At 66.9% G+C, this 15006-nt stretch carries 13 protein-coding genes; 7 read left to right on the plus strand and 6 right to left on the minus strand.

Features of this window, described 5'->3' with window-relative positions:
- Positions 1 to 104 precede the first annotated feature (104 nt).
- The 7 genes from FYX01_RS00370 to FYX01_RS00400 are packed head-to-tail and all read left to right on the plus strand — an operon-like array spanning position 105 to position 8880.
- Positions 105 to 413, plus strand: a complete 309-nt coding sequence (locus FYX01_RS00370) for a pilin (RefSeq protein ID WP_223830223.1) — start codon at positions 105 to 107, stop codon at positions 411 to 413.
- On the plus strand, positions 410 to 1852 hold the full coding sequence (locus FYX01_RS00375; RefSeq protein WP_150236383.1) for a type IV secretion system protein: 1443 nt from the start codon (positions 410 to 412) through the stop codon (positions 1850 to 1852). The genes FYX01_RS00370 and FYX01_RS00375 overlap by 4 nt, the downstream gene beginning before the upstream one ends.
- Positions 1853 to 2779, plus strand: a complete 927-nt coding sequence (locus FYX01_RS00380; RefSeq protein WP_223830224.1) for a PrgI family protein — start codon at positions 1853 to 1855, stop codon at positions 2777 to 2779.
- Position 2780: 1 nt separating this feature from the next.
- On the plus strand, positions 2781 to 4577 hold the full coding sequence (locus FYX01_RS00385; RefSeq protein WP_223830225.1) for a VirB4 family type IV secretion system protein: 1797 nt from the start codon (positions 2781 to 2783) through the stop codon (positions 4575 to 4577).
- Positions 4574 to 6886: a type IV secretory system conjugative DNA transfer family protein gene (locus FYX01_RS00390; RefSeq protein WP_150236384.1), complete on the plus strand. Its 2313-nt coding sequence runs from the start codon at positions 4574 to 4576 to the stop codon at positions 6884 to 6886. The genes FYX01_RS00385 and FYX01_RS00390 overlap by 4 nt, the downstream gene beginning before the upstream one ends.
- Positions 6887 to 6914: 28 nt before the next feature.
- Positions 6915 to 7790 carry a replication-relaxation family protein gene (locus FYX01_RS00395; RefSeq protein WP_223830226.1) on the plus strand — a complete coding sequence of 292 codons (876 nt, stop codon included), beginning with the start codon at positions 6915 to 6917 and terminating at the stop codon, positions 7788 to 7790.
- Positions 7783 to 8880, plus strand: coding sequence for a C40 family peptidase (locus FYX01_RS00400; RefSeq protein ID WP_190394121.1), 1098 nt, complete (start codon positions 7783 to 7785; stop codon positions 8878 to 8880). The genes FYX01_RS00395 and FYX01_RS00400 overlap by 8 nt, the downstream gene beginning before the upstream one ends.
- A 56-nt stretch (positions 8881 to 8936) precedes the next feature.
- On the opposite strand, the gene FYX01_RS00405 is transcribed toward FYX01_RS00400, so the two are convergent.
- From FYX01_RS00405 to FYX01_RS00430, 6 genes are all read right to left on the minus strand, one after another.
- On the minus strand, positions 8937 to 10643 hold the full coding sequence (locus FYX01_RS00405; RefSeq protein ID WP_190394122.1) for a pentapeptide repeat-containing protein: 1707 nt from the start codon (positions 10641 to 10643) through the stop codon (positions 8937 to 8939).
- A 746-nt stretch (positions 10644 to 11389) separates the two neighbouring features.
- Positions 11390 to 11917 (minus strand): hypothetical protein, encoded by a 528-nt coding sequence (locus FYX01_RS00410; RefSeq protein WP_150236386.1) that lies wholly within the window; start codon positions 11915 to 11917, stop codon positions 11390 to 11392.
- Positions 11914 to 12462: a hypothetical protein gene (locus FYX01_RS00415; protein WP_150236387.1), complete on the minus strand. Its 549-nt coding sequence runs from the start codon at positions 12460 to 12462 to the stop codon at positions 11914 to 11916. The genes FYX01_RS00410 and FYX01_RS00415 overlap by 4 nt, the downstream gene beginning before the upstream one ends.
- Positions 12459 to 13340: an N-6 DNA methylase gene (locus FYX01_RS00420; RefSeq protein WP_150236388.1), complete on the minus strand. Its 882-nt coding sequence runs from the start codon at positions 13338 to 13340 to the stop codon at positions 12459 to 12461. The genes FYX01_RS00415 and FYX01_RS00420 overlap by 4 nt, the downstream gene beginning before the upstream one ends.
- Positions 13341 to 13394: 54 nt before the next feature.
- A complete protein-coding gene (locus FYX01_RS00425; RefSeq protein WP_150236389.1) occupies positions 13395 to 14594 on the minus strand; it encodes a DNA polymerase III subunit beta in 1200 nt (399 codons plus the stop codon).
- 12 nt (positions 14595 to 14606) lie between these two features.
- On the minus strand, positions 14607 to 14906 hold the full coding sequence (locus FYX01_RS00430; protein ID WP_150236390.1) for a hypothetical protein: 300 nt from the start codon (positions 14904 to 14906) through the stop codon (positions 14607 to 14609).
- Positions 14907 to 15006 lie beyond the last annotated feature (100 nt).

Raw genomic sequence — 15006 nt, forward strand, 5'->3', positions numbered from 1 at the left:
CGATTCGCGTGTACTTCCCACATTCTGCGGGCTTTCACCGAATCGAGGTAACGGTCATGAAAGCTCTCACGAAGTGCCTTCACCCGACGTTGGTGGTCTGCGCTGTGGCTGCGGGAATCGTGCTGGCCTCGGCTGACCTGGGGCCCGCCTGGGCCCAAGAGGCCGAGGATCCCGGGGTGAGCGACCTGGACACCGTCATTACCAACATTCGCAACTGGATCGTGGGCCTGCTGGTGGTGCTGGCTACGCTGCTGCTCACCATCGGCGGACTGCGCTACCTACTGGCCGGTGGCGACCCGGGCGAGGTCAACAAGGCCAAGGACACCCTCAAGTACTCGGCGCTGGGCTACCTGGTGGCGATCCTCGCACCGATCCTGGTGCAGATCCTGCGCGGGTTCGTGGGGCTGGGATGAGCCTGCGCCCGTGGGCTGCGGCTGTCCTCGTCATCACCCTGAGCGGGATGGCCCTGGTGGGATCAGCCGAAGGAGCCGAGGCCGCTCCAACTCCTGCAGACGTGCCCGGGGACGAGGAGCCTTTACCGACGGATCCCCAGGAGTGCGGGACCTTCGACTACGGGTGCCGTGTGACGGTCGGCTTCTACGTCTGGGTCGCTGACTTCATCGCGGACAGCGTGGAGTTCACGATCACGCTGGCGGCCCTGCCCGCGCTGGCCACCCCGCCTCCCACCGACGGGATCAGGACTGTCTGGGGCGAGGTCCTCACCGTCGCCAACAGCCTGTACATCCTGGTGATCGTGGCCGCCGGGGTGCTGCTGATGAGCTACCAGACCGTGCAGACCTCCGCCGGGGTCAAGGAGCTGCTGCCCCGGGTGGTGTTGGCCTTCGTCACCGCGAACTCCTCGTTCCTGCTCACGGAGATGATGCGTGAGCTGGCCAACGGCATCGCCGTGAACATGCTCGATGGGGCCGTCACCGGCGACAACCTCTCCGACACGTTGGCGCGGGTGCTGGGCAATCCGAGCGGAGAGGCCCTCGTGGTGTTGCTGATGATGCTGGCCGCCTCGATGCTGGCCTTCTTCTTCATGCTCGCGGCCATCGTCCGGATCGTGCTGTGGATCCTGCTGACCGTGGCGGCTCCCCTCGCACTGGCCTGCCACGCCCTGCCCCAGACCGAAGGCATCGCACGCCTGTGGTGGCGGGCGATGGGCGCGCTGATGATCACCCAGATCGCCCAGGCCCTGGTCCTGCGCCTGATCGTGACCTTGTTCCTGTCCCGGGACGCCGCCCCGGACTTCATCGAGGCGGCCCAAGGCGTCATCGACGTCCTGCTGATCCTCTGCTGCATGTATGTGCTGGTGCGCATTCCCTTCTGGGCGTTCAAGCAGGTGTTCAACTACCAGAAGTCGCCCCTGGTCAAGGGAGCCAAGATCGCGGCCAGCCTGCTGGTCTTCCGTGGCCTGGGCCGGGCGTTCGCGGCCAAGAAGACCGCCGCGGCCACCACCGCCTCCCAGACAGCGAGCCGTACCCCCACCACGACACCGGCATCTCCTCCCACCCGTACGGCACAGCGGTGGCACCAGCCAGAGCTACCCAACTTCTCCGCGCGGTTGCCCTATCGACAGGACCCGCTGCCGGGGATGGACCGGCAGATCGATCGACGTGCGCAGGCGCGGTTGCGGGAACGGCGCCGCTATCACCAGCCCGAACTGCCCCGCCCGCGTCGGGTGCCGCCACCTCGCTGGCGGCAGGAGCCGTTGCCGCAGTGGCAGGAGCCGACACCGCGGCAGGAGATGCTGCCGCAAGCTCGCCGTCTGCCCCCGTCCAAACCGCGTCCTCGGCAGGACGCCCTGTTCCCACCTCCTGATCACCGCCGTCCCCGAAGGAGGCGCTGAATGTCGCGTGTACGCATGCCCGCCGATGTGGAGCGCGAGGACAAGATCCTCGCCGGGCTCACCGCCCGCCAGTTGGTGATCATCGGAGTGCCCGGGGTGGGGGTATGGGCCGCCTATTCGATGCTGGGCCACCTGGTGCCCCCGCTCGCGATGGTGGCGGTGGCGGTCCCGGTCATGGGCGCTGCGGTGGCCGCAGCCCTGGTCCAGCGCGACGGGCTGAGCCTGGACCGCCTGCTGTTGGCGGCGTTGCGCTTCGCCCGCTCCCCCAAACGCCGTGCCAGCGGTGCCTCGGATCCGCAGCCCCTCCCGTCCTGGGTGCAGGCCACCACTCCCCCCTTGCCGGCGCCGTTGACGCTGCCGGTGCACGCCATCTCCGATGACGGGGTCATCGACTTGGCCGAACACGGATGCGCTGTGCTGGTGTCGTGCTCGACGGTGAGCTTCGCGCTGCGCACCCCCGCCGAGCAGGCCGGGCTGGTGAACGGGTTCGCCTCCTACCTGAACTCGCTCAACACCCCGGTGCAGTTCCTCATCCGTGCGGAGTCGATCCGCTTGGACCCGCTCGTGGACGCCCTCGACCGGGCCGCGCCGAGCTTGCCGCATCAGGCGTTGGAGCGTGCGGCCCGCGACCACGCCGACTACCTCGCCGAGCTGTCCCAGTCCCGGGACCTGCTGCGGCGGCAGATCGTCCTGGTGCTCACCGAGTCCGGTGACGTCGCTCATGGGGCGGTCACGGTGCGGCGCCGGGCCGAGGACGCCGTGCGTGGCCTGGCCGCTGCCGCTTCGCGTGCCCACGTGCTCACCGGTGGCCAGGTCGCCGCGGTTCTGTCCTCCGCCGCTGACCCCGTCAGCAGGCACGCGCCTCCGGAGGGGTTGACCAGCCCTGAGGCGGTCATCACCGGCCCCGCCCACGGAAGGGAGGCGTGAGGTGTTCACACGCAGGAAGGCATCAGCTCCCGGCCGCAGCGGCGGCGGGCCGGTGGCCACTGAGGTGGAGATCGCGCCCCGGCACCTGCGTGTGGGAGGTGGTGTCAGCGCGAGCTGGGCGGTGACCGGCTATCCCGCCGAGGTCGGCCACGGCTGGATGGAGCCCTTGCTGACCTATCCAGGAAGGCTCGATGTGTCGCTGCACATCGACCCGATCCCCGCCCAGACCGCCGCCGACCGGCTCAGGCGGCAGATGTCGAAGTTGGAGGCCTCCAGCCGCACCACCGCGGAGAAGGGCAAGTTGGAGGACTTCGAGGCCGAGGTCGCCGCCGAGGACGCCCGGGAGATGGCCGCGTCCCTGGCCCGGGGTGAGGGCAAGCTGTTCCGGGTCGGGCTCTACCTCACGGTCCACGCCCGTACCGAGGACGAGCTGACCGCGGAGATCGATCACGTCCGCTCCCTGTGCTCGTCGATGCTGTTGGATGTTCGCCCCGCCTCCTACCGCCAGCTCCAGGGATGGATCTCCGGGCTGCCTGTGGGTGTGGACCTGCTGGAACAGCGGCGCAGCATGGACACCCAGGCGCTCGCAGCCTCGTTCCCGTTCGCCAGCCCGGACCTGGCCGTACAGACCAGCGACCGCGCGGTGCTGTACGGGCTCAACGCCAGCAGCGCGGGCGTGGTGGTCTGGGACCGGTGGGCGGCCGACAACTACAACTCGGTCGTCCTCGCCCGTTCTGGGGCGGGCAAGTCCTACTTCTGCAAGCTCGACCTGCTCCGTTCCCTGTACACGGGGGTCACCGCCGCGGTCGTCGATCCCGAGGACGAATACACCCGTCTCGCCCACGCCGTGGGCGGCACCGTCATCGGCCTCGGAGCGCCCGGTGTCCACCTCAACCCGCTCGACCTGGCCCTGGACTCCTCCGCACGGCGCGACGCGGTGTCCAGGCGTGCGCTGTTCCTGCACACTCTGATGGCGGTGATGCTCGGCGGCGCTCTGTCCGCACGGCAGAGAGCCGCACTCGACCGGGCGCTGGTGAGGACCTACCGGGCAGCCGGGATCACCGCTGACGCCTCCACCTGGACCCGGCCGGCTCCACTCCTGGCGGACCTGGTGGCCACTCTGGAAGCCGATGCCGATGAGCACGCCCAGGACCTGGCTGTCCAGCTGTCCCCGTTCGTCACCGGCAGCTATTCCGAGCTGTTTCGCGCTCCCACCACCCAGCGTCCCACTGGTCACCTGGTGTCGTGGTCGCTACGTCAGCTGCCTGACGAGCTCAAAGCGGTCGGCACGCTGCTGGCTCTGGATTCGATCTGGCGGACCGTCGCCGACGCCACCCCCGACCACCCGCGCATGGTGCTGGTGGATGAGGGATGGATCCTCATGCAGGAGCCTGAAGGCGCCCGTTTCCTGTTCCGGCTGGCCAAGGCCGCACGGAAGAGGTGGACCGCCTTCGGGTTGGCCACCCAGGACGCCGCCGACGTGCTCGGCAGTGAGTTGGGCCAAGCGATCGTCGCCAACAGCGCGACGCAGGTCCTGATGCGGCAGGCACCTCAGGCCATCGACCAGGTCGCCGGCGCCTTCTCCCTGTCGGAGGGCGAACAGCAGTACCTGCTCACCGCCTCTCCCGGGGACGCGTTGCTGTGCAGCGGCTCCGACCTGCGCGTGGCCTACCGGGTGGTGGCCAGCGACGCTGAACACGCCCTGGTGACCACCAACCCCGCCGAACTCGCCGCCGCTGCCGAGGCGTGGGCCTCTCCCTTGGATCTGGACAACGAGGGCGAGGAGGACCTGCTGTGAGCGCCGTCCTGGCCGACATCCTCACCGTGATCACCACCCTCCTCGGGATGATCGCCGCGGTGCTGGCACCGCTGTGGTGGGTGCCCATCGCCGGAGTGGTGCTGGTCGTGGCCCGGTGGTTCCTGGTGTGGACCCGCCATCTGCGGTGGGCCCGGGACGCCCGGCTGGTGGAGATCCTGCCGCCTCCGAGCGCGGAGCTGGCGAGCGCCGAAGCGTTCTGGACACAGATGCTCGGCCTGCTCCACCCGGTGTGGAAGCGTGCCCTGTTCGGGCAGCCGCACGTGGTGTGGGAGTACGAGGCGGACGAAACCGGGCTGCGGATCCGCCTGTGGGTGCCCGGCACTCTCCCACCCCACATGGTCGAGCGCGCGGTCGAAGCGGCATGGCCCGGAGCCTCCACCGCGACGGTTCCCGTCCCTTCACCTGGGACCGGTGTCCGTGTCCACGGTGGTGTGCTGCGACTGGCCCGCCCCGACCACTACCCCATCGCCACTTCCCACGAGGAGGACCCTCTGCGCGGTCTGATCGGCGCCGTCGGCTCCCCAGCGCCTGGGGAGAGGGTCCTGGTGCAGGTGGCGGCCCGTCCGGTCACCGGACTGCGCCTGCGCAAGGCGAATCAGGCCGCCGCCCAGCTGCGGTCCGCGCACAGTGTGCAGGCCGGGCTGTTCGACGCCCTCACCCCCGGCGGCAACCGGCGCAGCGCCTCCTGGGCCGCGTTGCGGCCGGAGGTGTCCGGGGAGATCCGGGCCATTCTCGCCAAGAGTGTGCGCCCTCGGCTGGACACGGTGGTGCGCTACCTGGTCACCACGCCCGCCGGCCAACCCCAGGGCAGGCAGCGGCGGCGCGGACGCACTCATGCCATCACGGGGGCGTTCTCGGTGTTCAGCCTGCACAACCACTACAAGCGCCGCCGTACGCCCTTCCTCGCCGGGAAGCTGTCGCAGACGCGGTTTCTGCGCCGAGGCGACCTGTTGTCCGCGCGCGAGCTGGCGGCCGTGGCGCACCTTCCCTTAGACGAGGCCGTGGCCGGGCTGGAACGCGCGCCCGCACGGCCGGTTCCTCCGCCTCCGGGTCTGGCCGGGGACGAGCCCGGGGCCCGGGTGCTGGGCCACTCCGACAGCGGCCGCCCCAGGGTCATCGGTCAGCGGGCCTCTGATGCCCGCCACCACACGCACATCATCGGCGGGACGGGGACCGGTAAGACGTCCCTGCTGTTGAACATGGCGTTGGAGGACATCCGCAAGGGGCGTGGCCTGGTGCTCATCGAGCCCAAGGGCGAGTCCGCGATGCTGCTGTCGCGGATGCCCCAGGAAGCGGTCGAGCGGGTGGTGCTCATCGACCCGGACGACAACGCTCCTCCCCCGGCGCTCAACCCTCTGGCCGCCGATGACCGGGGCCGCTCGGCCGACACCATCACCGGGATCTTTCGGCGGATCTTCACCGACTCCTGGGGGCCGCGTACCGAGGACATCCTTCGGTCCTCGTGCATGACCCTGGCCGGAACCGAGAACGCCGGCCTGGCCAACATTCCCCGTCTGTTGGAGAACTCCTCGTTCCGGCACAGGGTCACCGCACAACTCACCGATCCGGTGCTCAAGGGGTTTTGGGAGTGGTACGACCAGCAGTCCGGTCCGGCCCGCGCGCACGCCACCGCGCCGTTGATGAACAAGCTCCGGTCCGTTCTGCTGCGGGGGTTCGCCCGGGACCTGCTCGCCACCACCACCCATGGCCTGGACCTGCGTGAGCACCTGGACCACGGGGGCGTCGTCATCGCCCGCCTACCCAAGGGGGTTCTGGGAGAGGACACCTCCAGCCTGCTGGGGTCGCTGCTGCTGTCACAGGTCTGGAACGCCGTGCTCGCTCGTGCCCGTCAGGCCGAAGCGGACCGGGCCGACATCGCCATCTACCTGGACGAGGCACAGAACTTCCTGACCCTGCCCTACGGCGTGGACGACATGCTCGCCGAGGCCCGCGCCTACCGGGCCGGACTCGTCCTGGCCCACCAGGATCTGTCCCAGCTGCCCCGGGACCTGCGTGAGGCGGTCTCGGCCAACGCCCGGTCCAAGATCTACTTCGACGTCTCCCCCGAGGACGCCCGGGTGCTGGCCCGGCATGTGCGCCCCAACCTGGGCGAGCACGACCTGTCCCACCTCGCGGCGTTCCAGGTCGCCGCACGGCTGGTCAACCACGGGGCGCTGTCGCCTTCGTTCACCCTGCGCACCCGGCCTCTCCCTCCCCCGGTCAGGGGTCGGGCGACCGCCGTGCGTAAGGCCGCCCGCCGCCACTGCACTTCCACAACCCGCAAGTGAAAGAGCACCGCCACGACAGGAGACTCCGTTGCGTACGCACACCCGCCCCGACCACCGGTCCCCCGTCCGCCCTCGCACCTCCACCGGCACCCTGCACACGCTGATCCGGCGCCTGACCCCACGTGACCGGGAGATCATGCGGTTGGTGTGGGAGCACCGCACCCTGACCACCGACCAGATCGCCCGGCTGTGCTTCGTCTCCTACAGCACCGCCAAGCGCAGGCTCCGTGCCCTGTACCGGATGCGTGCCCTGGACCGTTTCCGCCCCTGGGTGGCGGAGGGGTCGGCACCGGCCCACTACGTGCTGGACGCTCCGGGCGCGGAGATACTCGCCGCCGAGGCCGGCCAGACCCTGCGCGAGTTCGGCTACCGGCGCGACCGGGCCCTCACCCTGGCCTACCGTTCCTCGCTGGCCCACACGGTCGGCGTCAACGACTTCTTCACCGACCTGGCCGCGCACACCCGTGACCACGACACCCACCTGCGGTGGTGGACCGCCGCCCAGTGCGAAGCCCGGTGGGGGGACATCGTGCGCCCCGACGCGGCCGGACGTTGGACCGAGGGCGACCAGGTGACCGGGTTCTACCTGGAGTACGACACCGGCACCGAGAGCCTGCGCCGCCTGTCGGACAAACTCGACGCCTACGCCGAACTCACACGGGTCACCACCCACCGCGGCCTCGTCCTGTTCTGGCTGCCCTCCCAACAGCGCGAGAACAACGTCCGCCAGCGCATCCTTCGGCCGCCGGTTCCGGCTGCCACCGCGGTGCACGGCTCCCACCCCGCCGAGGCGGTGTGGGCGCTCCTGGACGACCCGACCGGGCAGCGCTTCCGGCTCTGCGAGTTGTCCTCGGGTGGAGTGGTGCAGCCGCCGCTGCCCGGCTGGGAGGCACACGGTGGCTAACCCTCTCGGGTGCGGCTGCGTCGTGCTCGTGGCCGCACCGGTGGCTGTCGGGTTGTTGGCCTCGCTGGCCGGTGTGGTGCTGGATGATCCCCGCACCGGCCCGGTCCCCGCAGAGGTCGACGGCATCCATCCCGTGCTGCTGGACGCCTACGTCCGGGGCGCGCGGATGCTCGAAGGCCTTCATCCCGAGTGCACGGGGATGCGCTGGCAGGTTCTCGCCGGCATCGGCTCGGTGGAGTCCGACCACGCCGCGGGGATCCAGATCAGTGCCAGCGGGGACACCGACCCGCCCGTCATCGGCCCTCTCCTGAACGGCACCGGCGCGGGCAACAACTGGACACCTCACCACGACACCGACGGCGGGCGGTGGGACGGCGACACCGAGTTCGACGCCGCGGTCGGAGTGACCCAGCACCTGCCCGCGAACTGGGACCGCTACGGCGTGGACGGCAACGGCGACGGCGACGGCGACGGCGACGGGGAAGCTGACCCGCACAACGTCTACGACTCGGCCGCCGGCACCGCGGTGGAGCTGTGCACCAGCCACCCGCACGACACCGTGGACTTCACCGACCGGGACCAGCTCGCCAACGCCCTGTTCCGCTACAACCCCTGGGATGCCTACGTCGACGAGGTCCTGGCCGAGGTCGACGCCTACGACGCCGAGCACCCAGGTACCGGAATCGTCGCTCCCGGTCCCGGTAGCGACGCCGGGCAGACTGCTGTGCAGTGGGCGCTTGAGCAGGTGGGCAAGCCCTATGTGTGGGGCGGCACCGGTCCGGCCGGGTTCGACTGCTCAGGGCTGACGATGAAGGCGTGGGAAGCCGCCGGAGTCGCGATTCCCCGCGTGACCACCGACCAGTACCAGGCCGGAACCCGTGTCGCCCTCTCCCAGGTCCAACCTGGAGACCTGCTGTTCTACGACACCCGCCCCTACTCCCCCGGTGAACCACCCACCCACGTGACCATGTACGTCGGCGACGGCCAGATGATCAACGCCCCCAGCAGCGGAAAGACCGTGCGTGTGGAGTCGGTGGATTCGGGTTTCTACGCTCCGCGATTCATGGGCGCTGTGCGCCCCTCCTCCTGACACGGAATCATTTTCCCTCGCATTCCTACCCGCAAGGAGCCCGCAGTATTTGACAGTTACAGAGATTCCGCACGCGTGGACCTTGGACCGCCCGGTGAATCCCAGTTTCCGTAGGCGACGATGATACTCTGAATATTTTCGAGGCCCTCAGGACACCGCCCTGTAGAGCGCGTGAAATCCACACTGCCTCCAGTAGCCTCCACGATTTCCGCAAATGAAACTTCTGTTTCGTGCAACTCGACATTGGTAAGAAAAATTTTCGAACCACTAAGCTTGGACCGAAAGAAGCTAATACTCGAATCTGAAAGCGTGCCACTGACCTCGAATTCCCCACCCAGCAGATCGGGGTGCATAATATTGAAATTTGATTCTTTCGCAGTAATCATGGGGAAGCCCACATAGGTGCCTTCAACCATGGGGCCATGCAACGAAATCTGGATGTTATGGAAATAGGATCTCTCGAACTCCACGATACCGGCACGCGGCGGAACGAGCAAAAAGTTGCCAGATGTAAAAATAGCCCGCTGAAAGTGCATGGATCCACCGGTGAATTTTACAGGATCAATCATGATTTCACAGTCTTCGTACTTGGCACTAATAAAAGACCATTGAGTGCCATGTATTTGCGATCCAGTGAAGTCCACTGTTGTATTTTTCGCTTGTGACCACGAGGCATCAACCCTAGCGCGATCAAACATACACCCTGGGAAAGTGAAATGCGAGTCACTGAACTTAGAGCGAACGAATAGAGCTTCGCAGCTCGCGAAATTTGCATCATCGAAATAAACTAACGCCTGCTTGAACTGGGCTCCAGTGAAATCCACCGAGCCACGAAATGTTGCATTCCAGAAAGAGTGCTGACCTCCCAGAAAAACGGCACCGCGGAAGCTAACTTCACCCGAAAAATCAGATCCACTGAAGTCTAGTTGCGGGAAAATTGCACCGGTGAAGTCATAGCTTAGAGCCTGCCATCCTGAATCCGAGTGCAACCTGTCCCTAAATAGACGAATAATTGTCTCTCGAAATTTGACTTCTGCGTTATATTCCCGAATGAACTCTTCTTGCTCCGAACGCTCGTCGAGCGAAATATCTCCGATCGGCCGTTTTGGATCGAATGAGCTTCTTACACGTCCACACAGGACATCTACCGCAACCTGCGCCTGGTTCATGCTGGGGGCAGTATCGACCAGGAAAGACATCAAGTAGATACCTGCATCGCGCTGTGCGGGATGGTCGTCACTCAGCATCTCGGCCGCTGATCGGAAGTTCTCGTTCCACGTCTGTCTCTGGTCCCGCTGTTCCTGTTGTTCAGCAATGCGAATCTGAATCTCGTTGGTGTGCTGTTTGCGGTAGTTGATCACCAGTGCACTGACGAGGGCAAGGCCACCGACTACTCCGGCTACCCGCAGCAGAAGCTTTTCCATACTAGAGGGCGACACCACCTCAGAAAAGGAGATCTCGGGAGCACCGACAACCCACCACGCGGAAGAAAACAGAGCCAATACAAGACCAAGTATCAGGGCACAGGTGACGGCGATCACCTTGCCGAGTCCGGCCTCCAAGCTCCAGATGCGTATCGCAGAGAAGTCGAACTTTCGTTTGGAGAGCCCAATAAATATCACCGCACCCAAAATGAGGAGGAGCACGTGACCTGCCTTGGGCTGTGACCATAGGTAGGCGACAGCTACAGCAAGCAGTGGGTAGAAGCCGAGGCCGATCATCAGCACCGCCAAGGTGGCCAAGGCGGGGCGCTGCGCTTTCAAGCGTTGTCTGCGAGCTCGCTGTTGGAGCTCGGCTTGGATCTCTTCACTGGACCAGCAGTAACTCGCAGACGTAGATGAAGATGCTCCCCGCGATGGGGGACGAGAGTCCGGATTAGGTGGCTTTCCCATGGCCGAACTCTAGATGACGAGCACGCTGGCAACTCGCCATCATGGCCAGTATTGGCCATCGTGACAACCAACTCATGGTGATAGGTCGAGTCCAAACCCGCTTGGTCCTTGGACTTATCCTCCTACGTCACCATAATAGACAGCAACTATCACCCAGCGTGTCAATATGAGCACATATAATCACCAAGGGGTATGGTAGCCGGGGGCACTGAGGATGTGCGGGTGTTCATAACCAAGTCCCGTAGTGAGATGCTCACCAAACTTGCTGAGTTCGGAGGAAGATGTACGCGCCGTAGGAGAGCAGGACAACACTCGCGCCAGCCGATGAAGCAGGGTCAAACCCATGACACACCAGATAGGTCGATGGCGTCCACTACCGTCTTTCGAGTGTAAGTGGAATCGTTACCCAGCCTGTGCCGTCCCGGCCCTTTTCAGACATCCTCCGAAGGGCGTTCCCAAAGCTGAGACAAGATGTGGAGGCTCTGGAACCTGAGGCTTCCGAAGCCTCCACACAGCCTTCGCTGCCAGGCGTGCGTGTTAGCCTGCCGGTGCGGAGCGTTTTGCTTGGTCGCAGATGTTTCCGCAGGAGGGGCCGGGGTTACCTGGCCCCTCGCCCTTTACCCGGAGGGACGGCTGTCCCGAGGGCCGGGGTGGATCTGTCTCCACTGGCCCGCTATCCAGACCTCAGCCCGGACGTCATCGGGTCCGAGGTCGCGCACCAGGTCGGCATATACCTGGCGTTCCGCACCGGGAGGAACCGGGCCGTGGGCTCCCACACTGTGCAGCTTGGGCAGACCGGTGCGGGAGAACACGCGCACCAGCACCCGCTGTTCACGTCGTGCCTCGTCGACGGCCTGCTGGTAGTAGCGTTCGGCCACCAGCAGGTCCCAGACATCGCCGTGGGGCAGCGGGTGACCGTCGCTGTCCCGGCACTGGTCGGCGAAGCGTTCCATGAGCCAACGGTGCTTCTTGCTCATCTCCGGGACCACGAAGTCACGCCGGGCGCTCAGGGTGAGGAATCCGAGCGTCTGGGACCGGTTCTCGACCAAAGCGGACACCCCTTCGCCGACCCCGGTCTCGGTGACATAGGTGACACGGATGTCGGTGTGGGGCACCAGCATTCCCGTGTGGGGCAGCTGAATCATGACGTCTCCTCCAAGGGCTGGGAGGGGGTGAGGTCGGGGTAGACCTGCGTCCAGGCATCCCCGGTCCACATCTGCGCACGGGCCGAAGCGGTCGAGAGCGCGAGTATCCGCGCGGCCTGGTGAGCGGCGCCGTGGTCCGGGAACGCATCACCCGGAAGGGTGAGCGTCCTCAGCTGCGGAATGTCCCACTCGTTGAACAGACGCACCGCGTAGCGCTGTGCCTGTGCGGTGCTCACAACGAACTCGGCGGTCTCGTACTCGTCGGCGAGGTGGTCGTAGACCGTTGCGGCGCGGAGGGGGTGGCCGTCCGCGTCGCGGCACTGGTCCACGTAGCCGGCTACGAGGTTGCGTGCCGCGAGAGTGGCCGGGGAGAACTCGGTGTCACCACCGCGCCCGTGGTCGTAGAGGGTGCCGAGTGGCGTGGAGTCCACGCACAGGTCAGCGGTCCAGGCGACCCCGCTGGTGGGTATCGGCAGTTCGGCCAGATGGGTGACCCGGATACGGTCGGTGGGTACGCGCATACCGGTATGCGGCAGGGTGATCATCGCCTCTCCTTCCGTGAGTGCGGTCGGGTGTTGGGGCGTGGGGTGGTGAGGGTCTCCAGTGCGTCCAGCGTTCGCCGCATGATCCGCACGTGGTGAGCAGTGCGCACGGTCTCGTCCCGTTGCGCTAGGGCTCGGATGACGGCGTCCTCGCTCAGGGAGTCACCGACGCCGAGCACGACGCCGGAACCGAGCTCCCAGAGAACGGCGTTGACTGCGGCGCACGCGATGGCGAGCGGGTCCACGTCGATACCGACCCACGTCGCGCATGCAGGATCCTCTCCGCGCTCTCGCATGGTTCGGGCAGCGGCGCGGAACATTCCCCCGGTGCCGACCGTGGGCTCAAAGACGCTGTCGGTACCGCTGGGGAGGGATTGGCTCGACAGCAGGTCGGCGATGTGCCCGGGCGTGTAGAAGGCTCCTTGCGCGCTTTGGACGTTGCGCCCTTTCATCACGGTGAGCAGCACGCCGAACAGGTCCACTGAACGGCGGATGTCGGCATCACCGGTCAGGTCGAAAAGCCCTGTGCGTACGGCCGAGCGCGCCACGTCGTGAGCTCCGCGCAGTGCCTGGTCCGAGAGCTGGCGGTCGCCGTGCCAGACCAGCGCGAACGGGGCTATGGGGTTGGCCAGGTCGGGGCGTGCGTTGAGGAAAGCGGTCCACTGCGTACGCACGAAACGGCGCATCTCATCGCGGCCCAGACCGGCGGCCCATACCGTGACGGCTTCGCGTTCGTGAGGTGGTGGTGCCAGGAAGGCGAAGGCGGCGACCACCGACAGGGGCACTTCGAGGTGCCCGTAACCGTGGGCACGGTGCCAGGCCGTGTCCACGGCGTCGGCGATGGCGTGCGCGTGCGCGTCCGGGGTCTTGTTCGTGGCCATGGCAGAACCTCCGAAAGCGGGGTCGCCCCTGGCAGAGGCGACCCCGGAAAACGGTCAGCTGGTCGGCCGGATAGGCATGAGCAGGTGCCGGTAGGCGGCGCTGCTGACGTCCTCGTCGCCGTCGGTGACCACGACGGGCTTCGTGGTGGAACTGGCGTGCAGGGTGACGGTGTCGCTGGTGACGCTGGACAGCGCGTCTTCCAGGAACTCGGGGTTGAACCTGAACCGCAGCAGCTCACCAGCGGCGACACCGTCCGTCTTGGCCGACATCTCCGGAGAGACGGTCGGACCGGGCAGGTCCGGGGAGACGGTCACCGTGTCGGGGGTGACGGCCATGGCCAGCGGCAGGGCGTTCTCCCTCTTGGCCTTGAGGATGCCCCGCCCTCGCACGGTCGCGGTGAGCAGGTCGGCGCGGTCGGCGGTGACGGTCACGGGCACGGTGTCCGGGAACAGCCACCGGTACTTGGGGAAGTTGCCGACTTCCTCGTAACCCCGGATGAGCACGCGGACGTCGCCGCACGTGATCGCGAGCAGGTCGTCGGTGACACCGAGGCGTACGGTGTCGCCGGTCAGCTTCTTGGTGAGCTTGGCCAGCGTCTTTCCGTGCGCCAGCACCACACCCGTTTCGTGTTCCGTGGTCGCCGGAACGGTGGGCAGGGTGGACCACACCAGGCGGTAGCGGTCGGTGGCGACCATGCTCATCTGGTGGCCGCTGGCCTCCAGACGGACCGTCTCCAGCACGGGCAGGTTCCAGTCAGCACCGATCGTGGCGACGGTGACCCGTCCCAGCTCGCGGACGAACCGCTCCCTGTCCACGCTGGCCAGCGTCGGGGGCGCGTCGGGCAGGATCGGGTAGTCGTCGGTGGGGTAGGCCTCGAAGGGCACCGTGTAGCCGTCCACGGTCACCGAGGGGGTGCCGTCGTCCACGGCGAAGGTCACCGGTGCGGCGTCGGCCTTGCGCTTGGGGGTGCCCTTCGCCGTCGCCGACAGCACGCCCTTGAGTTCGGCGTGGGAGACGACCACGCGTCCGGGCACCTGAACGGTTTCGGGCAGGGTGACCGTGATGGCGGTGTGGTAGTCGAATCCGGTCAGGGTGGCGGTGCCGTCGTCGTATCCGGTGATCAGGACACCGGCCAGCACGGGCACAGACGGTCGGGTGGCGATGGCGAGCCCGACCGTGTCCAGCGCGTCGGCGAGCACGCGACGCGTGGTGGTCAGGGCGAACGCGGTCGTGTCAGTCACGGTCGTGGTCATCGGGTTCCCCCTCTAGTTGTCCGCGTGGTGGATGTGGGTGTGTCCGGCGTGCAGGGACCAGCCGGTATTGGCGATTGCGCCGCTGAGCCGTTCGGCCACGGTGTCCGTGGCGGTGGCGCCGTCCCCGGCCACGCACACGGCGGTGACCAGGAGCGGGGAGGCGGGCACGACGTCGAAGTCCAGGACGTGAACGGTGCCGTTGCCGGTGTCGGCGAGTGCGAGCGTGAACAGGTCGGCGATCGCGCACACCGTCGCGTCCGACAGGTCGGTGTCAGGAGCGGTCGCGAAAATCTCGACGGTGAGAACAGGCATCGAAGAACCTTCCGGGGGTGGGGGCGCGGGGGCGGCCCCCCCCGGCAGGTGCCGAAGCGGCGCCGGGGTGAGGCAGCGGGGCGGTGGGCGGGGGCACGAT

The organism is Nocardiopsis quinghaiensis, from assembly GCF_008638365.1.
GTDB classification, from domain to species: domain Bacteria; phylum Actinomycetota; class Actinomycetes; order Streptosporangiales; family Streptosporangiaceae; genus Nocardiopsis; species Nocardiopsis quinghaiensis.